Source organism: Mesorhizobium sp. WSM2561, from assembly GCF_000513915.1.
Taxonomy (GTDB): domain Bacteria; phylum Pseudomonadota; class Alphaproteobacteria; order Rhizobiales; family Rhizobiaceae; genus Mesorhizobium; species Mesorhizobium muleiense.
In genome coordinates this window covers 1-17,086 of the sequence record NZ_AZUX01000046.1, presented here as the reverse complement: position 1 = coordinate 17,086, position 17,086 = coordinate 1, and the positions used below count along the sequence as shown (strand labels likewise).

The window sequence follows — 17,086 nt, the reverse complement described above, 5'->3', positions numbered from 1 at the left end:
ACGGTGTTTGAGGTGATGCGCTTCGATCTGATGATAAAACGTGGTCTGGGTGAACAGCCACAAGCATCAGGATCGGCTGCAGAACGGCAGCTATCCACTGATCAGGTTGCAAAACCGGAGTGTCTGGAAGCGGCCCCATTGCGGTCATCCGCGAGTATGCATCTGGCTGACTGGTATTGGCGCGAAGTCGCCGCTAGCGTAGGAACGAGGGATGTCCGCTTTAAGGGACGGGGCGCGCCGGTGGAACGACCGAGATAGGCGCTAAGCCGACCTTTGAACGGCACGATTGAACACGCGTCCTGCAACCGTCATCTCTAAGCGCTTACCGCGTCGCCCGGCGCCGTCCCTCCACAGCGTCAAGCCGCTCCTGCAGATGCCCGTTCAGCACGATCATTTCCTTGAGTGCCTTCACCGCGTCGCCCTTGTGCTGTGCAATGAATTTTTCTGCGATCACTGAAGGCGGCCTCCTGGCGGCTGACCAGCGTCACGTCCATGGCGATGCCTCCGACAGTTTCTGTTCAAATTGAACAAAATGGGAACAAAAATATCAAGTGTGAATTGACTTGGCGAGGAATACCTTCCTATTTGTCAGAGGTGGGGCAATTGCTCACAAACTGGGGAGAGCCGCGATGGGCAGACGAAAAAGCCGGTTCGACAGGCTGTCGGCGAGGCATGCGGAGGCGATCATCAGCGACGCTCTCAGCCTGCGCAGGACGGTGCTTTCGTCGCAACTGCATCTGAAGGCGCAGGGCGAGCTGTTTTGGCAGCTTTGCGGGCTTGTCGAAAAATTGCATGAGGTGATGGCCAGCGTAGCGGAGAAGGAGCCCGATTTCCGGATGCCGGATCTTGCCTGCTTCCGCTTCCCGAGGGCTATTTGACTCGGAAATGAGGCCATGGCCGGGCCGATGGACAGCGTTGGACGTGCCGCGAAGGCCAACATGCTGCTGATCGTCGAGTGCGGCCACTGCTACCATGTCGGGCGTTTTCGGGCCAACGACGTGGCCAAGGTGGTGGGCTGGAACAAGCCGCTGGAGACCATCCGATTCAGATGCAAGCGGTGTAGCCGAACGGACACGACGGTGAAGACCCAGTTCGTCGACCAGGACCATCCGCCAAAAGGCTACATCTGGGTGCTGCAGAAATTCAAGCTTTAGAACAGCGAACCCTGTACCGGCGCCTGTGGCGCCTGCGGCGGAAATTTTATCTGCGTCGCCGGCTTGTCGACGATCACCAGCGCGTCGTCCGCTGCCGTGCGCTGCAGGTGCCTGGCCTGCGACCACGGCGCGCTCAGCCAGGTCTCGGTTTCCTCCTGCGTGGTCAGGATCACGGGCATCGCCTTCTCGTGAATCGGCGCGATCAGCGCGTTTGGCCTGGTGGTCAGAAAGCCGTAGAGCTCGAAGTCGCCGGGACCGTCCTTGACCTTGCGCACGCCTTGCCAGCGCGTCCACAGGCCGGCGAAGAAGAACAGCGGCCGCGCCTCGTTCAGCGCGAACCAGTAGTTTTTCTGGATACCGGTATCCGGGTCCTTGTCGCCCGGCGTTGGGCTCGGTTCGGCAAAACTGGTGAGCGGCACCACGCAGCGGTTTTCGACGCCGAGATATTGCTGCCAGTGGCCATATTGCGGGTTGCGGATGTTGGTGGTGCCGTAGTCGGCCTTGCCCTTCACGCGCTCGATCGGCGTCGGCATGCCCCACAGCAGGTTGGCCAGCTCGCGCGTCCCGTCCGGCGCATTGCGCACCACCGGGCCGGGCTGGTTGGGATAGATGTCGATGGAGGGCTCGAGATTGCCGAGATTGTCGCGCAGGGCGCGGGTCCACTGGCGGATCGCCTCCTGGCTGGTGGTGATGTTGTAGAGGTTGCACATGTCGAGCCCTCAGCAATGTTCAGGCATCTTGTGGGAAAGGGCAGGTAATTTCCAGCGCTGTCCGGCCGGCTGCTGACACGCTACCCCAGCCCACAGCGCCACGATCACCGCCGCCATCCCGGCGATCGACCGCGGCAGAAGGATACCGCCGCGCGCAGCACGGCGCACCGCGGGCTCCGCCTACGCAACGCACACCGCTCGCGCGCGTTCTACCCATTAGGAGGAGCATGGCGATGTGACAGCTGGTCTCATGCGCTCACAATTGGAGGCAAACCACCATGTCCAAGTTCAAAGATGCCCTTGACCGCGGCAAGGAAGCTCGCCGTGAGCAAGAGGAGAAGGTCGGCAATGAGAAGGCCGAGGGGGTGGACTTCGGCGCGCAAGCAAGGGCCTGGCTAAACGACGTCGTGATTGCGTCGCTGGAAACGGCCAGGGCTGACGTAGCAGGCGAGGTGGCCGTCGAGATGGACACCGCGCCACGCCGCCAAGCCAAAGCATCAACACCATCTATTCGGTTCAGAATCTACAGGAAGCGGGGAACGGAAAAGGAGGTGGTCGGAAGAACGTTCACGGTCAACGTTCAGCTGAGTGGACAAGTGTCGGTCTCTTCGCCGGGGATGGTGGCAAGAGAAGTGGGAAACATCGGGGATAGGGCTGACGAGCGGTTCTCTAGCTTGCTGGCGGAACTGATCGAGGACGCAGCGAAGGGCACTTAGCCAGCAAGGTGACGAGGAGGGGCCGGCGATTTCCAGCGTTGTCTGCGGCTGCTGACACGCCGAGCCTGTCAGTAACAGCTTTCCGGACGCCGCAAACAGCCCTCCGTTAACCTTTCGTTAACCATGGCTGGCTAGCGTTTACCTATCAGTAAGGAATCGCTGTCCGTGACCTTCGCCGCCCCCGTCGAGACCAAATCCATTCGCTTTCGCGCCCGCTCCTTCGTCGCCTTCACGCTCACCCCGGAGACGCCGCTTTCGGAGTGGCTGGAAAGTCTCGACCGCTGGATCGGCAATTCTCCCGGCTATTTTGCCGGCCGCCCGGTGGTGCTCAACCTCAACACGCTGAAGCCCGCGGTCAGCCAGATCGGAGCGTTGGTTGCCGAGCTTGGCCTGCGCGGCATCCGCATCTATGCCATCGAGCTCGACGGCAACACGGTGCTTGAGCCCAGTCTGCCGCCTGTGCTGATCGGCGCCAAAGAGGCCACAGCCGGGCTGCTCATGCAGGCCGACCAAAAGGCTGCCGGCAGGCCGGAAGAGGCGGGCAGGGCGGAAGAAGGCAGGGCGGAACCGGGCAAGCAGTCAGAAGACAGGCAACCAGAAGACAGGCTGCCGGACGCGCCGGCCACGCTGATGGTCAAGACGCCGATCCGCTCGGGCCAGTCGATCTTCCACGCGCATGGCGACGTCATCGTGCTGGGCTCGGTCGCCTCCGGTTCCGAGATCGTCGCTGCCGGCTCGATCCACGTCTACGGCACGTTGCGCGGGCGGGCGTCGGCCGGTGTGCTCGGCCATTCGGCGGCGCGCATCTTCTGCCGCAAAAACGAGGCCGAACTGCTGTCGGTCGACGGGTGGTATTGCACCGCCGAGGAGATGGAGCCGGCCTTGCGTGGAAAAGCGGTGCAGGCGTTTCTGGAAAAAGACACGCTGCGCATCGCGCCGTTCAGCCAATGAAGTTACTCGAAAGTACGCAGCGGTTTCGAAATAGAAACAAAGACTTAAGCGCATCGCATAAATCAAACGCTTAACAATACGAACAACAATAAGGAGGCATAGATGGGCAAAGTTGTGGTGGTCACCTCGGGCAAGGGGGGCGTCGGCAAGACGACCTCGACGGCCGCCCTTGGCGCCGCCGTCGCGAGAACCGGCAAGAGGGTGGCGCTGGTCGACTTCGACGTGGGTTTGAGGAATCTCGATCTGATCATGGGCGCCGAGCGGCGGGTGGTGTTCGACCTGGTCAACGTCATCCAGGGAACGGCCAAGCTGTCGCAGGCGCTGATCCGCGACAAGCGGGTCGAGACGCTGTTCCTGCTGCCGGCCTCGCAGACGCGCGACAAGGATGCGCTGACCGAGGAGGGCGTCGGCGAGGTGATCGAAAAGCTGAGCTCGGTATTCGACTACGTCTTCTGCGACAGCCCGGCCGGCATCGAGCGCGGCGCGCAGCTTGCCATGCGCTTTGCCGACGAGGCGGTCATCGTCACCAACCCGGAAGTCAGTTCGGTGCGCGATTCCGATCGCATCATCGGCCTGCTCGACGCCAGGACCATCAAGGCCGAGCGGGGCGAGCAGATCGCCAAGCATGTGCTGGTGACGCGCTATGATGCGGCGCGCGCGGCGCGCGGCGAAATGCTCTCGATCGATGACGTGCTCGAGATCCTGTCGACGCCGCTGCTGGGCATCATTCCCGAGAGCCAGGACGTGCTCAAGGCCTCCAACCTCGGGTCGCCGGTGACACTCAGCGATCCGACCAACTCCGCCGCCCGCGCCTATATCGAGGCGGCCAAACGGCTCGAGGGCGAGGACCTGCCGGTCGTCGTGCCGTTCGAGCGCAAGGGCTTTCTCGATCGGCTTTTTGGAAGGAGGGCAGCATGAGCCTGTTAGACCTCTTCAAGCGGCGCGGCAGCGCGCCGGTGGCGCGCGAGCGGCTGCAGGTGCTGCTCGCCTATGAGCGCCGCAACCGCAGCCAGCCCGATCTCGTCTCGGTGCTGCGCGAGGAGATCATGGCCGTCATCGCCAGGCATGTCCAGATCGACCAGGATTATCTGCAGGTCTCGATGGATCGCGGCGAGACGATGTCGACGCTGGAGATCGACATCCAGATCCCCAACAAGAGCGCAAGGCCGCTGGCCATGTCGGCCTGAGCGTTTGCGCCTGTAGTAGTTTTTGACGCCGGCGGGACAGCGCCCCCTCTGGCCTGCCGGCCATCTCCCCTCAAGGGAGGAGATCGGCCGTCACGACTGCTTTCGCCAATCTGCAGCGGCGCAAGAGGACGCGGAGCGCCGAAGCTGCAGATCTCCCAAGTGGGGAGATGTCCGGCCGGACAGAGGGGGTGCTGTCCCGCCGACATCTTTTTATTTTTATGTCAACCATAGGTTGCGTTAAACATACGCACATTCCCATCCATTTGCCACTTGCGCAACCGTCCAAAGGGTGAAAACGTTGGTCTGGGGTAAATGGGCAAGGGTGGTCGTCGCGGCGGTTAGAAGCTCCGGGGCGGCCTTGAAAAGCGATGAACTTTCCACAGTTCCTGGTGGGGATGACCGCCGCGTCATTCGTCGTGGCGCTCTCGACTTTTTTGGCAACGGGTTCAATCTGGAAGGCGCTGGGCTGGACGGTCCTCACCTTGATCGTTCTGCAGCTTGGATATTTTTTGTCCGTCGTCCGGCTGATCTATAGGGCCGAACGAAAGACACGCAGTGACCGCGACCCGCGAGTACTGGACCGTCGAGACTGCATGCGGTTTCGAGATTCAGGTCGGCCACCACAAATATAAACATGCCTAGATCATGATGTTCATCAGATAGACAGTATGGTCTAAACCGCTTGAAAGCGGACATGTTCGGTTCTGGGAATGTGCCTTGGACGTTCCGTTACTTTAGTCAACCAGTATATATCTCCGGGTGCATGTGACCGATACTCGCAGCGTCCCCCCCCCCCAGCTCCGTCGCTCTGATCACTCCGCCGCCAGTTTGTCCTGCGTCCTGGTGTCGAAGTCGCTGGCGTCGTGGCGCTCGTGCAATTGCATCGCCGGCTCGCCGAAGGCGCGGTTGACCATGCGGCCGCGCTGCACCGCCGGCCGTGCGTCGATCGCGTCGGCCCAGCGCTGCACGTGCTTGTATTCCTGCACCGACAGGAACTCGCCAGCGTCGTTGTACATGCGGCCCTTGGCCAGCCCGCCATACCAGGGCCACACGGCGATATCGGCAATCGTGTAGGCGTCGCCGCCGAGATATTCGCTTACCGCCAGGCGCCGGTCGAGCACGTCCATCTGGCGCTTCACCTCCATGGCGAAGCGGTCGATGGCATATTCGAATTTTTCCGGTGCGTAGGCGTAGAAATGGCCGAAGCCGCCGCCGAGATAGGGCGCCGAGCCCATTTGCCAAAACAGCCACGACAGGGTTTCTGCGCGCGCCGGCTGCTCGGTCGGCAGGAACTCGCCGAATTTCTCGGCCAGATGCAGCAGGATCGAGCCGGATTCGAAGACGCGGATCGGCTTTGGCCCGCTGCGGTCCATCAGCGCCGGGATCTTGGAGTTGGGATTGACCTCGACGAAGCCGCTGCCGAACTGGTCGCCGTCGTTGATCCCGATCAGCCAGGCGTCATATTCGGCGCCTTTGTGGCCGCGCGCCAACAGCTCCTCCAGCATCATCGTCACCTTCACGCCATTTGGTGTCGCCTGCGAGTAAAGCTGCAGCGGATGCTTGCCGACCGGCAGCTGCTTGTCATGCGTCGGGCCGGCGATTGGCCGGTTGATGCTGGCGAAGGCGCCGCCATTTTCCTTGTTCCAGGTCCATACTTTCGGCGGTGTGTATTGGTTCATTTCGGAGGCCTTTGATGTGAGCGGAGAGGGTCTTGGGGAGGATCAGCTTGCATAGATACAGATAGTGCGGGCTGACGGAAGTTCAACTTGTGTTGAACTATTGTCGGTGTCGGCAGCGCAAGCTTGCGCGATTGCATCCGGCCCTTGCGCCTCGTCACATGCGCCATAGCTATAGAAGATGCCGGCCATCTGAACGGTCGTCGTGAATATTGCCAGGATTGAGAGCATGACCATCGATACGATTTTGCGGTCCATCGTGACGGTGCGCGCGTCGATTCCGGATGATGCCTTCACCGCGAATGCGCTAGGCACCAGCCGGGAAGGCAGCGGCGTGGTCATTCGCGACAACGGCCTGGTGCTCACCATCGGCTATCTCATCACCGAGGCGGAAGAAGTCTGGCTGACCGACCACAACGGGCGCGTGATTCCCGCGCACGCGCTCGCCTACGACCAGGAAACGGGCTTCGGCCTGGTGCAGGCGCTGGCCCCGCTCGGCCTGCCCGCAGTGGCTTTCGGCGACGCGGCCAGGGCGATGGCCGGCGACCCGGTGGTGCTCGCCGACGGCATCGGCCAGGCGGTCAGCGCGTACATCGTCACCAAGCAGGAATTCGCCGGCTATTGGGAATATCTGCTGGACGAGGCGATCTTCACCGCGCCGGCTCATCCGTCATGGGGAGGTGCGGCCCTCATCGGGCAGGACGGCAGGCTGCTCGGCATCGGTTCGCTGCGTCTGCAGATGAGCCGCGCCGGCGAGATCGCCGATATCAACATGGTGGTGCCGATCGACCTGCTGCCGCCCATCCTCGACGATCTGCTGACACGCGGCCAGGTTGCCAAGCCACCGCGCCCATGGCTCGGCGCCTTCTCCGCCGAAAGCAATGGCGAGGTCGTGGTGATGAGCGTCGCCGAAGGCAGCCCGGCCGCCGAAGCCGGCCTGCGCCAGGGCGACATCATCTCGGATGTGCGCGACGGCGAAGTCGACGGGCTCGCCGATTTCTACCGCAAGTTGTGGCAGAACCCGGCGGGCGCCGAGATCCCGTTGCGTGTTGTGCGCGACGGCCGCGAAACCTGGCTGCGCGTCAAGTCGGCCGACCGCAACAGCTTTCTCAAGAAACCGCAGCTGCAGTGAAGCTCCCCCTTCTCCCACAAGGCGAGCAGGAGGAACCGGTTCTGCCAGGACGTTGTTACATCACGATTGGAAGAACCGCCATGAGCTCGGGCGAGGACAGCGACGCTGCCAATCTCCCCCCTCGTGGGGGAGATGCCCGGTAGGGCAGAGGGGGGCGCTGTCCCGCCAGCCTTCAAGCCTTTGCAACTGCACCTCATGTCAATTCCCGGTTGGTCAAGAGGTAACGAGACGATGGCGATCCTTCGCGCCCCCCTCTGTCCTGCCGGACATCTCCCCCACAAGGGGGGAGATTGGCAGTTTTGCTGTCCCGCCGGCCTTGCAACGAGGTTGCCGTTGCTCCATTCGATCGGAGCCAAGCAGCGACAAGGAGAACCGATGACGACAACACAAAGGCAGACCCGCTGATGGCGCCGGTCGAGGTCAACCCCGCCAAGGTCCGCGAATTCAGCGATGCCGAGAGCTTCTACACCTGGCTCGGCAAGCATCACGAAACCGAGACAGAAATCTGGATCAAGATCCACAAGGTCGGTTCGGGACTGCCTTCGATCACGCCCAAGGAGGCCATCGACGTCGTGCTGTGCTGGGGCTGGATCGATGCCGTGCGCAAGGGGCTCGACGACAAGAGCTATTTGCAGCGCTACACACCGCGCGGCAGGAAGAGCATCTGGAGCCAGATCAACGTCGACAACGTCGCCCGGCTGATCGAGGCGGGCCGGATGACCGAGCATGGGCTCAAACAGGTCGATGCGGCGAAGGCCGACGGGCGCTGGGCGCGCGCCTATGGAAGCGGCAAGGACATGAAAATCCCCGCGGATCTGCAGGCCGCAATAGACGCCGAGCCCGAGGCCAAGGCGATGCTGGCAGGGCTCAGCGCGCAGAACCGCTTCGCGCTCGCCTTCCGCATCCACAACATGAAGACCGAGGCTGGCCGCGAGAAGAAGATCGCCGCCTTCGTCGAGATGCTGACGCGCGGTGAGGCGATCTACCCGCAAGGGAAGAAGTGAGGCTGGCGCCGTCGCGGCTGTGGCTGCCATTGCGGCAAAGTTCCCGCCTCGTCGGTGTCAGGGTGAGAGAAATTGGCCGTCCACCCCAGCCGCTGCGCAGTAACGGATTTTTCTTTGCTTTTGCCTCATAATGGCGGCGACGAGGCAGGCGAAGTCCAGAGCATGGCCGAAAAGAAAAATCGCGACGGAGAGTTCTGGGAGCTGGCGCTCGAACGCGCGCATCTTGGCGTCTGGGATTGGGATCTCAGGAGCGGCGACTGTTTCTACTCGGCGATGTGGTTGCAGATGCTCGGCTATGGCGAGGGTGAGCTTGCCGAGACAAGCGATCTCTGGTTGCAGCTGACGCATCCCGACGATCGCGAGCGGGCGGTGGCCAGCGGCGAACGCCACATTGCCGGCCTGACCGATTCGATCGAGACCGAGCTCAGGCTGAAGCACAAATCCGGTCACTGGGTATGGGTTCTCGATCGCGGCGGAGTGGTCGAACGCGACGCCGAGGGCCGGCCGGTCAGACTGATGGGCGTCCAGACCGACATCACCAAGCAGAAGCAGGCGGAAGCAGAGCTCGAACAGGTCAACGTCCGCTTTCGCCTGGCATTGGCGGCCAGCGGCACCGGCATCTGGCACCACGATATCGGTGCACGCAAAAGCTACTGGGACCAGCGCACGCGGGAGATCTACGGGCTTGTCGCCGACACCGACGAAGTGTCGCAAGACCTCTGGCACAGCTATCTGCATCCGGACGACAGGGCCGACGCCGAGCGGGCCCATTTGGCGCCGCTGCAAACCCAAAAGGTCGTCGCCGTGCAATACCGCATCATCAAGCGGGACGGCGAAATCCGACATCTCGAATCGCTGATACGGTTCGCCGACGCCCAGTCGTCGGGCCAGATCCTGGGCACGGTGCGCGACATCACCGAGGCGAAGCAACGCGAGCAGGAGCTTGCCCATGCGGCCCGCCATGACGCGCTGACCGGTCTTCTGAACCGCGCCGCTTTCGACCGGCTGCTGGCCGAGCACATCGCAACGGCGCGCCGGCTCGCGGTGTTCTACGTCGATCTCGACTACTTCAAGGCACTGAACGACTTCGCCGGCCACGCCGCCGGCGATCTTGCCCTGAAGAGCGTCGCCGAGCGCATTTTGGGCTGTCTGCCGCCGTCGGTGCATGCCGCGCGCCTCGGCGGCGACGAGTTTGCGCTGCTGGTGCCTGACTGCGACGCAGCGCAAGCCGAGCGTCTCGCCGGCGCCGTTCTCGCGGCGGTTCGCGATGCCGACCTCGGCTCGACGGCGGCGTCGCGCAAGCTTGCGGCCAGCATCGGCATCGCCTTTGTCGCCGATGCGAATACCGCGGTGGCCGACGCGCTCGCCTGCGCCGACGACGCCTGCTATGCGGCCAAGGCCGCCGGGCGCAATCGCTTCGCAGTGTTCTCGCCCGAGACAACATCCGGTTCCAGCGGCCTCAATGCGGCGCGGCTGGCCGCCGACACCGTCGACGCCATGGCGGACGGCAGGCTGAAACTGTTCGGCCAGGAAATCCACCAGCTCGGCAAACTCTGGCAAGAAAGCCGCCATGTCGAGGTCCTGGCGCGGCTCGCCGGGCGCAACGGGCGGCTGATCCCGCCGGGCGAGTTCATCCCGGCGGCGGAGCGGTTCGGCGTCGCCTCGCGGCTCGACCGCTGGATCATCAGGACGGCGCTGTCGCTTCATGGTCCGGCGCTGAAGTCAGGGGCGCTGACGCTCGGCTTCAACCTGTCGGCGCAGACGCTGAGCGACCCGCAGCTTTGGGATTTCGTCGACGCTGTCATCGCCGAGACCGGGGCGCCGCATTCCGGCATCGGCTTCGAGATCACCGAAACCGCCGCGGTCACCAATTTCGCAGCTGCCGAGCAGTTCGTCGGCAAGGCGCGCGAGCGGCGCTGCCGCGTCAGCCTCGACGATTTCGGGGCGGGCATGAGCTCGTTCGAATATCTCCGGCGCTTTCCCGTCGACACGATCAAGATCGACGGCTCGTTCATCGAGCATATTGCCGACAGCCGCTTCGACCGCGAAATCGTCTCGGCGATATCGGGCATCGCCAGGAGCCTCGGCTGCTTCGTGGTGGCGGAGAAGATCGAAGCGCAGGATGCGCTCGACATCCTCGCGGATATGGGCATTGACTTCGGCCAGGGATTTCTGCTGCACCGGCCGGAGCCGCTGCAAGCGATCGTGGCGCGGGCGTGCGCGACCCGGGCGAGCGCGACACAAGCGGGCGTGACACAAGCGGGCGTGACACGGGCGAGCAAGGCACGGGCGAGCGCGCCGGCGCCAGCCGGACGGCGAGCCTAGCCCCGGATCTCTCCGGGCTAGCCGGGCGAAAAGTCCGCAAAACCGTTCCGGCGCCTTGATGCGCGACTGGTCAGGACTTTCCCGGCGGGCGATAGCGGACCGACTTCGCCTTGCCAAGCGCTTGCATCGTCTCTTCGACGCTCAGGAGAACGGTGGTCTCGTACGAGCTGAGCGCTCCTCCCGCACCAATGGCAAGCATGACAGATGCCATCGAAACGTTGTCTGGCGCCTCCCACAGGTTCCAGCCATCGTGCTCTCCGAAGCCGTACCAGAACCCGTGCAGCTTTCCGCCCACCGATTCGATGTAGGTGCGGGCTGCCTCGCGTCTATCCTCGGGGTTTTCGATCAGGCGCGCCCAGGTCTCGGGCGTATAGCTGAATCGTGAGAGATACATGGGCATGGTTCGCCTCCAGGGCCGCCGATCCCCCAGCGGCTCGGCGTCGAGGGGATCGAGGGGGGCTGGCGCCGAGCCTGACCGGCTTGGTTGGTTCACCGGCTGACAAAATATGCGCTCAGGCTAATATAATCGCAACACCTATCCTGCAGGCCGCCGCCGATGCGGATCAGGCGTTGCGGCTCGCCATATGCGCGTCGAGCTTCTTTCTCGAAGGCCCGTACCGCTTGATGATGGTCGCGGCCTCGCTCGGCGGTATGCCGTATTTTTTCGCAAACGCCGCTACGTCGTAAGGCTCCTCGCCGGCGGCCGGTTTGCGGTCCTGCTTGCTCCTGGATTTGTCGTCGGCCATGTCGTCCTCCGTCATATCTGGTGGTTATAGGGTTCCTTGATCCGCCCGACCATCCTTGCCGGTTTGGAAAAGGGGAGGCACGCCGCTCTGACCGGTTGCCCGGCGGGGCGATGCTGGTTCCCGCTCATGGGCTCGAACCACGATTCACGCCTTCAAAGGGCGCTGTCCTACCATTAGACGAAGCGGGAATAGAGGAAGTGACGCTATCTAGCACTTTCTCATCCGCGCATGAAGCTGCTTCATGTCATCATCGGCTTGAGCATGAGCTTTCAGCGGGGCCTTGCAGGGACGGGAGCAATCGCCGTGACTAGAACCGACCTCTCCGACTTCTACCGAGACTACATTGCCTGCCTGAACAAGCAGGACTGGCCGAAGCTGGGGCAGTTCGTTGATGATGAGGTGATCCACAACGGCCGGCGGCTCGGTCTATCAGGCTATCGCAAAATGCTGGAGAGAGACTTTGCTGAAATTCCGGACCTTTATTTCAACGTCCAGATGCTGATTTCCGATCCGCCCTACATAGCGAGCCGGCTAGGGTTCGACTGCGCGCCGAAAGAAAGCTTCCTCGGCCTCCCTGTAAATGGGAGGAGAGTTTCCTTTGCCGAGAATGTTATCTATGAATTTGGGGACAAAAAGATTGTAGAAGTATGGTCTGTCATAGACAAGGCTGCCATCGAAGCTCAGCTTTAGCGCGAGAATGCTCGGCCGTCGTTCCACGTTCCGATATGAGCCACGATATGAACAATGGCAGCTGCCTGCCCACCGCCTGGCAAGGACCCGGCCTTGACGCCTGAACACGCTGCCCCAGATTACGCGGCGGAGTTTTCAGATATGCGATACGACTGGCAGGGGCGCAAATTCCTGGAACGGCATTTCGGCATTGTTATCGCAATTGGCCTGGCTGCAGGGCTGTCGGCGCTGGCCGCGCTGGGCTACACGCCTTAAGCCTTCTGCTGGGCATGCCCCACGGCATTGGCGAAAGAAATGTCATCCTTGATTTCGCGCATCGCCATCGAGGTGATCGTGCGGCGCACGCCGGGCAGGCGGCTGAGCTCGACGCGGAGCATCCTGTCCAGCGCCATCATGTCGACGGTCACGATCTGCAGGAGATAGTCGGCCTCGCCTGTGGTGGCGTGGCAGCGCCGGATCAGCGGATGCGCCTGGACGGCGGCCTCGAAGGCTTCGGAGAGTTCGAAATCGATCGACACCTGGATGAAGGCTTCGATGCCGAAGCCGAGCTTGGCCGGGTCGACCCGCGTCGAGTAGCCGCGGATGATGCCGGCGTCCTCCAGCGCCTTGACCCGCTTCCAGCACGGCGTCTTGCTTAAGCCGACCTCGTCGGCGAGCACTGCGAAGGAGGTGCGCGCATCGCGTTCCAGTGCCGCGACGATCTTCCGGTCGACGGCATCCAGCATCATGTGTTCTCCAATCCTTCGCAATGGACGAATATTCGTCCTCCATTTTCTGGCATTTGGATAACACAAAGGAACAATGTTCAAGTGAAAAGCGACTAAACTGCGGGCTCGGACCGAACAGGGAGCCCTATGGGCCGGGCAAAGGAGCAGCTGCCATGCACAAGCCGGATTATTATGCCCGTATCGAAGCGCCCGAGATGCGCGACTATGGCGTCTACCTCAGCTGCGACAAGCTACTCGCCTGCCAGAAGCCGCTGGCCGAGATGGTCAATGCCGACGAGCTGCAGTTTCAGATCGTCCACCAGGTCGAGGAGCTGTGGATGAAGCTCATCGCCTACACGCTGGTCGATGTCGTCGACTTCCTCGAGCAGCAGAACACCCATCGCATCGTCACGCTGATGGGGCGGGTGCATCGGCTGATGCGAATGATGACGGCGCAGCTCGACCTGCTCGAAACCATGTCGCCCAAGGAATACCAGGAGATTCGGCTGCAGCTCGGCAATGGCAGCGGCCAGGAATCGCCGGGCTTCAAGCTCTTGCTGCGCATGCCGCCGGATCTGTGGCGGGCCTTCAAGGCGTCCTATCTCGATGGTCGCGGGCTCTCGGTCGAGGATGTCTACGATGTCAGCTATGATCACGGCGATAGCTATGTCGTCGCCGAGGCGCTGATCGAATTCGACGAGCTGTTCCAGAAATTCCGCGCCAATCATCTTTATCTCATCCACCGCTCGATCGGGCTCGGCTCGAAATCGCTCAAGGGCCGGCCGGTCGAACTGCTGCAGGCCGGCGCCCTGCATCGCTTCTTCCCGGAGCTGTGGGACATACGCTGCGACATGACCGACCGCTGGAGCTGCCAGTATGGGACTGTGCGGGCACCGATCAGCCACCCGGAGGCGAAGGCAGGGTAAGGCCCGCGATACCTTCTCCCCTTTGTTTGGACTGGGGACATCGCGAACAGGTGTGCGAGGACATCGCGAACAGTTTGCCATCCTATCGAGCTAGGGCATTGAGGTCGATGGCTTCTATTTTCTGGTGTCTGAACCAGGCGTCGAAGACGCCGTCGGCAGCGGTTGGGCGAAAGGCAACGGATTTGCCGGCGAAGGCCCTGCACAGGCGCATGGTGTGGCCGAGGATGGAGACGAAGCCATGCTGCTGAACGCGGCGGACGAGATCGTCCTTGGCATAGTCGAACGGCTCGACGATTTCGCGATACTGGCGCTGCGAGACGCGATAGCGGTCGAGCGGCACAGCGCCGCCAAGCGCGTCGTGCGGACGCACGGTGTTGTAGACGTGGCGCCAGCGATCGAAGGCGTCCTGGGCCTTGGGGAGATCGGCAAAGGGCGGTCCCTGCAGCGCTTCGGCGCGCAGCGCCGAGCCGGATGAGGGGTGTTGGACGGAATGCGGCGATGCCAAGCTGGAGCACCCCTCATCCGACCGCGGAGCCTGTCCTCGGGCTTGCCGGAGGCAAGACCCGTGGGCGGCCACCTTCTCCCACAACAAGGGGAGAAGGGGAAGCGCCGCATGTCGGGTTTGCGGCTGGTGTAACGTCCTTGGGGTGAAATCGGTCGCAACCCTGGAGGACGGCATGTCATCGGAAACCACCCAATCACCGGCTCAATCACCGTGGCAGACCGCGGCAATCCTGATTGGCCGCCTGATCTTCGCAGCCGTCTTTCTCATGGCGGTGACCTTCAAGTTCATCGACATGGGCGCCACCGCGGGCTACATCGCCGCCGCCGGATTTCCGTTCCCGCGGTTTCTGGCCTGGTGCGCGGCCGTGCTCGAAGTCGTCCTCGTCCTGTGCTTCCTGACCGGCGCCTTGTTCTCGCAGGCCGCTCTTGTCGCCGGCGCCTATGTGCTGTTCCTCGCCTTTGCCTTCCACGGGCCGTCGCACTGGGCCGGAAACCAGGCCGAGTTCGGCTTTTTCGTCGATCATTTTACCTTCCTGGCCGGGCTGCTGTTTGCCGCCGTGCATGGGCCGGGCCGTGCGCTGACCTGGAAGGCTGCATCGGCCAGGTGATCGTAGCTCGGCTGGCAAGCGGCGTTCCGATACGGCGAGGCGATCGCGACGTTACATCTGGTCGTTGTAGGGTTCCTTCATCTGGCCGACCATGCGCGCCAGTTTGGAGAAGGACGGCATGTCCGCCTCCGGCTGACACTGGTTCGCCAGTTCCAGCAGCCGGATCGGGAAGTTGACGGCATCGCGGCTCGACGCCGACATGCCTTCGGAGCGCTCCTCGCTGGTCTCGCTGGCTTCGGCCTTGCGCAAGGCGATGTCGATCTCTTCGACCGTCAGCACGCCCTTGCGGACAAGGACCTGATTGATCGATGCGACGGCCATCAGCAGGCCCTCGAGTTGCAGATTGGCGACATTCATGGCTTTGCTCCCATTGGCAAAATTGCAAACGCGCGAACACCGGTTCCGATCCCTGCACCATAGCGCGGCGCGCGGCCGAATTTAGGCCGGCCCGCGAGATTTCGCTTGCTTTGTGACGGCAGCTATGCTAGGAATATAGTCATGGTGCTGATTTGCGCCAACGACCCGCCCGCCGAGGCGGTTTTTTTTATATCAAGCCTTCTCGAACGTTTGTGCCCGTGTTGCCGATAGCAAATGTCGGCGGGACAGCGCCCCCCTCTGTCCTGCCGGACATCTCCCCCACTTGGGGGGAGATTGGATGTCACCCCGGCTTTCGCCAATCACCAGCATCGCGGTAGGCCATGGCCGAGAATCCTTTCGACGACGAACCGGCTGATGTGGCCGAACCCAAGCCGTCCGGCCGGCCGAAGCGAGCGAAAAAGACGCTGGCCGATGGGTTTCTGGACGCCATCCGCGCCGATTTCCGGGCGCATGGCGCCGGCGTCATCGCCGAGGTTCGCACCGAAAAGCCCGATCAGTATCTGAAGATCGTGCTGTCGGTGCTGCCCAAGGATCTGCATCTCAACATCAACAGTCTGGAAGCACTGAGCGATGACGAAATCAGGCAGCGCATCCGCGGCCTCGAAGCCGTCCTGCGGCCGTTTCTCGAAAAGTCCGGCGTCGCAAGACCGGGCCTCGCAAAGCCGGGCCGCGACAGCGAAGACCGAGTATCTGAGCCTGCTCAGGGAATTGGACCGGAGGCGGCGCGCTAACCAGCTTGCCGCCTACCGGCCTTACCCGCGACAGGCCGAGTTCCATGCGGCCGGCGCTGCCAACCGAGAACGCCTGTTCATGGCCGGCAACCAGCTCGGCAAGACAAGGGCCGGCGGCGCCGAATGGGCGATGCATCTCACCGGCCGTTATCCCGAGTGGTGGCAAGGCAAGGTTTTTGACACGGCCGTGCGGCTGTGGGCGGCCGGCGTCACCGCCGAGGGCACGCGCGACAACCCGCAGCGCATTTTGATCGGCCCGCCGCAGCAGCCGGCGGCGTGGGGCACCGGCATGATCCCGGCCGACGCCATTGTCAGCACCATCATGGGGCGCGGCGCGCCGCATGGGCTGGACAGCGTCGTCGTGCGCCATGGCGGCGGCGGTGATGTGCAGGCCGATGAATCGGTGCTGTCGTTCAAGAGTTTTGAGAAGGGCCGCGAAAAGTGGCAGGGCGAAACGCTGCACGGCGTCTGGTTCGACGAGGAACCACCGCTCGACATCTATTCCGAAGGCCTGACCCGCACCAACGCGACAGGCGGCATCACCATAGTCACCTTCACGCCGTTGCTCGGCATGTCGGAAGTGGTGCTGTTGTTTCTGTCGGCGGAAGCGGTGGAGGGAATGGGGTGAGGGGGCGGCGGCCTTGCCTTCTCCCCTTGTGGGAGAAGGTGGATCGGCGCGCAGCGCCGAGACGGAAGAGGGGTGTTGGACGGAGTGCTGTCGGTGCCAATCTGGAGCACCCCTCATCCGACCTCGCGGAGCCTGTCCTCGGGCTTGCCGGAGGCAAGACCCGTGGGCGAGGCCACCTTCTCCCACAAGGGGAGAAGGAAGAGCGGCCGCCTTGGCCAGAAAAATCTTGGCCAAACAACACCATACGGCCGGCGCCTGCCAACATGATTCAAGTGCGAGGGCGAAGAAATGACCCGCCACGTCACCTTCATGA

24 protein-coding genes and 1 tRNA gene are annotated in these 17,086 nt (G+C 62.8%); 15 read left to right on the top strand and 10 right to left on the bottom strand.

Annotated features, from left to right (window positions below; genetic code table 11):
• Window positions 1-322: 322 nt before the first annotated feature.
• Window positions 323-454, bottom strand: a complete 132-nt coding sequence (locus M727_RS43860) for a hypothetical protein (RefSeq protein WP_280944181.1) — start codon at window positions 452-454, stop codon at window positions 323-325.
• 175 nt (window positions 455-629) lie between these two features.
• On the opposite strand from M727_RS43860, the gene M727_RS0127970 reads away from it, so the two are divergent.
• Both M727_RS0127970 and M727_RS0127965 read left to right on the top strand, forming a co-directional pair.
• Window positions 630-878, top strand: a complete 249-nt coding sequence (locus tag M727_RS0127970) for a hypothetical protein (protein WP_027155396.1) — start codon at window positions 630-632, stop codon at window positions 876-878.
• A 15-nt stretch (window positions 879-893) separates the two neighbouring features.
• Window positions 894-1,154 carry a hypothetical protein gene (locus M727_RS0127965; protein ID WP_027155395.1) on the top strand — a complete coding sequence of 87 codons (261 nt, stop codon included), beginning with the start codon at window positions 894-896 and terminating at the stop codon, window positions 1,152-1,154.
• Here the strand turns inward: M727_RS0127965 and M727_RS0127960 are convergent.
• The gene (locus M727_RS0127960) at window positions 1,151-1,864 is read right to left on the bottom strand and encodes an SOS response-associated peptidase (RefSeq protein ID WP_027155394.1); all 714 of its coding nucleotides are present in this window, start codon (window positions 1,862-1,864) and stop codon (window positions 1,151-1,153) included. The two genes, M727_RS0127965 and M727_RS0127960, sit on opposite strands and share 4 nt — an antisense overlap.
• A gap of 278 nt (window positions 1,865-2,142) precedes the next feature.
• Here M727_RS0127960 and M727_RS0127955 point away from each other — a divergent pair, with 278 nt between their 5' ends.
• The 4 genes from M727_RS0127955 to minE all read left to right on the top strand — a co-directional run bounded on the left by M727_RS0127955 (window position 2,143) and on the right by minE (window position 4,718).
• Complete coding sequence (locus M727_RS0127955) at window positions 2,143-2,580, top strand: hypothetical protein (RefSeq protein ID WP_027155393.1); 438 nt, start codon at window positions 2,143-2,145, stop codon at window positions 2,578-2,580.
• Window positions 2,581-2,745: 165 nt separating this feature from the next.
• Window positions 2,746-3,531, top strand: coding sequence for a septum site-determining protein MinC (gene minC, locus M727_RS0127950; protein WP_027155392.1), 786 nt, complete (start codon window positions 2,746-2,748; stop codon window positions 3,529-3,531).
• 102 nt (window positions 3,532-3,633) lie between these two features.
• Complete coding sequence (minD, locus tag M727_RS0127945) at window positions 3,634-4,449, top strand: septum site-determining protein MinD (protein ID WP_027155391.1); 816 nt, start codon at window positions 3,634-3,636, stop codon at window positions 4,447-4,449.
• Window positions 4,446-4,718: a cell division topological specificity factor MinE gene (gene minE, locus M727_RS0127940; RefSeq protein WP_023803855.1), complete on the top strand. Its 273-nt coding sequence runs from the start codon at window positions 4,446-4,448 to the stop codon at window positions 4,716-4,718. Before minD ends, minE begins: the two co-directional genes overlap by 4 nt.
• Window positions 4,719-5,530: 812 nt before the next feature.
• Here the strand turns inward: minE and yghU are convergent.
• Window positions 5,531-6,397, bottom strand: a complete 867-nt coding sequence (gene yghU / locus M727_RS0127935) for a glutathione-dependent disulfide-bond oxidoreductase (protein ID WP_027155390.1) — start codon at window positions 6,395-6,397, stop codon at window positions 5,531-5,533.
• 42 nt (window positions 6,398-6,439) lie between these two features.
• A complete protein-coding gene (locus M727_RS42515; protein ID WP_198032711.1) occupies window positions 6,440-6,652 on the bottom strand; it encodes a hypothetical protein in 213 nt (70 codons plus the stop codon).
• Between M727_RS42515 and M727_RS0127925 the strand changes: the two genes are divergently transcribed.
• The 3 genes from M727_RS0127925 (at window position 6,624) to M727_RS37730 (ending at window position 10,855) form a co-directional block, all read left to right on the top strand.
• Entirely contained in the window at window positions 6,624-7,526 is a 903-nt protein-coding gene (locus M727_RS0127925; protein WP_027155388.1) for a S1C family serine protease, read from the top strand. The genes M727_RS42515 and M727_RS0127925 overlap by 29 nt on opposite strands.
• A gap of 404 nt (window positions 7,527-7,930) precedes the next feature.
• A complete protein-coding gene (locus tag M727_RS0127920; RefSeq protein WP_027155387.1) occupies window positions 7,931-8,530 on the top strand; it encodes a YdeI/OmpD-associated family protein in 600 nt (199 codons plus the stop codon).
• A gap of 162 nt (window positions 8,531-8,692) precedes the next feature.
• Window positions 8,693-10,855, top strand: coding sequence for an EAL domain-containing protein (locus M727_RS37730; RefSeq protein ID WP_084646925.1), 2,163 nt, complete (start codon window positions 8,693-8,695; stop codon window positions 10,853-10,855).
• A gap of 70 nt (window positions 10,856-10,925) precedes the next feature.
• Here the strand turns inward: M727_RS37730 and M727_RS0127910 are convergent, their stop codons facing one another.
• From M727_RS0127910 to M727_RS0127900, 3 genes are all read right to left on the bottom strand, one after another.
• Window positions 10,926-11,255: a GYD domain-containing protein gene (locus tag M727_RS0127910; protein ID WP_027155386.1), complete on the bottom strand. Its 330-nt coding sequence runs from the start codon at window positions 11,253-11,255 to the stop codon at window positions 10,926-10,928.
• Window positions 11,256-11,418: 163 nt separating this feature from the next.
• Window positions 11,419-11,601: a DUF3606 domain-containing protein gene (locus M727_RS0127905; RefSeq protein WP_027155385.1), complete on the bottom strand. Its 183-nt coding sequence runs from the start codon at window positions 11,599-11,601 to the stop codon at window positions 11,419-11,421.
• A 114-nt stretch (window positions 11,602-11,715) separates the two neighbouring features.
• A tRNA-Gln gene (locus M727_RS0127900) sits at window positions 11,716-11,789 on the bottom strand.
• 115 nt (window positions 11,790-11,904) lie between these two features.
• Between M727_RS0127900 and M727_RS0127895 the strand changes: the two genes are divergently transcribed.
• Both M727_RS0127895 and M727_RS41840 read left to right on the top strand, forming a co-directional pair.
• Window positions 11,905-12,291, top strand: coding sequence for an ester cyclase (locus tag M727_RS0127895; RefSeq protein WP_027155384.1), 387 nt, complete (start codon window positions 11,905-11,907; stop codon window positions 12,289-12,291).
• A 93-nt stretch (window positions 12,292-12,384) separates the two neighbouring features.
• Entirely contained in the window at window positions 12,385-12,546 is a 162-nt protein-coding gene (locus M727_RS41840; RefSeq protein ID WP_156941651.1) for a hypothetical protein, read from the top strand.
• Here M727_RS41840 and M727_RS0127885 read toward each other — a convergent pair.
• The gene (locus M727_RS0127885) at window positions 12,543-13,016 is read right to left on the bottom strand and encodes an Lrp/AsnC family transcriptional regulator (protein ID WP_027155383.1); all 474 of its coding nucleotides are present in this window, start codon (window positions 13,014-13,016) and stop codon (window positions 12,543-12,545) included. The two genes, M727_RS41840 and M727_RS0127885, sit on opposite strands and share 4 nt — an antisense overlap.
• A gap of 155 nt (window positions 13,017-13,171) precedes the next feature.
• On the opposite strand from M727_RS0127885, the gene M727_RS0127880 reads away from it, so the two are divergent.
• The gene (locus tag M727_RS0127880; RefSeq protein WP_027155382.1) at window positions 13,172-13,924 is read left to right on the top strand and encodes a tryptophan 2,3-dioxygenase family protein; all 753 of its coding nucleotides are present in this window, start codon (window positions 13,172-13,174) and stop codon (window positions 13,922-13,924) included.
• Between the two features lie 82 nt (window positions 13,925-14,006).
• On the opposite strand, the gene M727_RS0127875 is transcribed toward M727_RS0127880, so the two are convergent.
• Entirely contained in the window at window positions 14,007-14,429 is a 423-nt protein-coding gene (locus M727_RS0127875) for an integrase core domain-containing protein (RefSeq protein WP_027155381.1), read from the bottom strand.
• Between the two features lie 172 nt (window positions 14,430-14,601).
• Between M727_RS0127875 and M727_RS0127870 the strand changes: the two genes are divergently transcribed.
• Window positions 14,602-15,036, top strand: coding sequence for a DoxX family protein (locus M727_RS0127870; protein ID WP_027155380.1), 435 nt, complete (start codon window positions 14,602-14,604; stop codon window positions 15,034-15,036).
• A 51-nt stretch (window positions 15,037-15,087) separates the two neighbouring features.
• Here the strand turns inward: M727_RS0127870 and M727_RS0127865 are convergent, their stop codons facing one another.
• The gene (locus M727_RS0127865) at window positions 15,088-15,393 is read right to left on the bottom strand and encodes a hypothetical protein (RefSeq protein ID WP_023803842.1); all 306 of its coding nucleotides are present in this window, start codon (window positions 15,391-15,393) and stop codon (window positions 15,088-15,090) included.
• A gap of 341 nt (window positions 15,394-15,734) precedes the next feature.
• Here M727_RS0127865 and M727_RS37725 point away from each other — a divergent pair, with 341 nt between their 5' ends.
• Complete coding sequence (locus M727_RS37725) at window positions 15,735-16,145, top strand: hypothetical protein (RefSeq protein ID WP_245269026.1); 411 nt, start codon at window positions 15,735-15,737, stop codon at window positions 16,143-16,145.
• Window positions 16,146-16,224: 79 nt separating this feature from the next.
• The gene (locus M727_RS0127855; RefSeq protein ID WP_023803840.1) at window positions 16,225-16,773 is read left to right on the top strand and encodes a terminase family protein; all 549 of its coding nucleotides are present in this window, start codon (window positions 16,225-16,227) and stop codon (window positions 16,771-16,773) included.
• Window positions 16,774-17,086: the final 313 nt, after the last annotated feature.

What these genes read in the sequence shown, in the direction of transcription:
- M727_RS0127970 (WP_027155396.1), top strand. Translation starts at nt 630, where the DNA reads ATGGGCAGACGAAAAAGCCGGTTCGACAGGCTGTCGGCGAGGCATGCG.
- M727_RS0127965 (WP_027155395.1), top strand. Translation starts at nt 894, where the DNA reads ATGGCCGGGCCGATGGACAGCGTTGGACGTGCCGCGAAGGCCAACATG.
- M727_RS0127960 (WP_027155394.1), bottom strand. Translation starts at nt 1,864, where the DNA reads ATGTGCAACCTCTACAACATCACCACCAGCCAGGAGGCGATCCGCCAG.
- M727_RS0127955 (WP_027155393.1), top strand. Translation starts at nt 2,143, where the DNA reads ATGTCCAAGTTCAAAGATGCCCTTGACCGCGGCAAGGAAGCTCGCCGT.
- minD (WP_027155391.1), top strand. Translation starts at nt 3,634, where the DNA reads ATGGGCAAAGTTGTGGTGGTCACCTCGGGCAAGGGGGGCGTCGGCAAG.
- minE (WP_023803855.1), top strand. Translation starts at nt 4,446, where the DNA reads ATGAGCCTGTTAGACCTCTTCAAGCGGCGCGGCAGCGCGCCGGTGGCG.
- yghU (WP_027155390.1), bottom strand. Translation starts at nt 6,397, where the DNA reads ATGAACCAATACACACCGCCGAAAGTATGGACCTGGAACAAGGAAAAT.
- M727_RS0127925 (WP_027155388.1), top strand. Translation starts at nt 6,624, where the DNA reads ATGACCATCGATACGATTTTGCGGTCCATCGTGACGGTGCGCGCGTCG.
- M727_RS42515 (WP_198032711.1), bottom strand. Translation starts at nt 6,652, where the DNA reads ATGGACCGCAAAATCGTATCGATGGTCATGCTCTCAATCCTGGCAATA.
- M727_RS0127920 (WP_027155387.1), top strand. Translation starts at nt 7,931, where the DNA reads ATGGCGCCGGTCGAGGTCAACCCCGCCAAGGTCCGCGAATTCAGCGAT.
- M727_RS37730 (WP_084646925.1), top strand. Translation starts at nt 8,693, where the DNA reads ATGGCCGAAAAGAAAAATCGCGACGGAGAGTTCTGGGAGCTGGCGCTC.
- M727_RS0127910 (WP_027155386.1), bottom strand. Translation starts at nt 11,255, where the DNA reads ATGCCCATGTATCTCTCACGATTCAGCTATACGCCCGAGACCTGGGCG.
- M727_RS0127905 (WP_027155385.1), bottom strand. Translation starts at nt 11,601, where the DNA reads ATGGCCGACGACAAATCCAGGAGCAAGCAGGACCGCAAACCGGCCGCC.
- M727_RS0127885 (WP_027155383.1), bottom strand. Translation starts at nt 13,016, where the DNA reads ATGCTGGATGCCGTCGACCGGAAGATCGTCGCGGCACTGGAACGCGAT.
- M727_RS0127880 (WP_027155382.1), top strand. Translation starts at nt 13,172, where the DNA reads ATGCACAAGCCGGATTATTATGCCCGTATCGAAGCGCCCGAGATGCGC.
- M727_RS0127870 (WP_027155380.1), top strand. Translation starts at nt 14,602, where the DNA reads ATGTCATCGGAAACCACCCAATCACCGGCTCAATCACCGTGGCAGACC.
- M727_RS0127865 (WP_023803842.1), bottom strand. Translation starts at nt 15,393, where the DNA reads ATGAATGTCGCCAATCTGCAACTCGAGGGCCTGCTGATGGCCGTCGCA.
- M727_RS37725 (WP_245269026.1), top strand. Translation starts at nt 15,735, where the DNA reads ATGGCCGAGAATCCTTTCGACGACGAACCGGCTGATGTGGCCGAACCC.
- M727_RS0127855 (WP_023803840.1), top strand. Translation starts at nt 16,225, where the DNA reads ATGGCCGGCAACCAGCTCGGCAAGACAAGGGCCGGCGGCGCCGAATGG.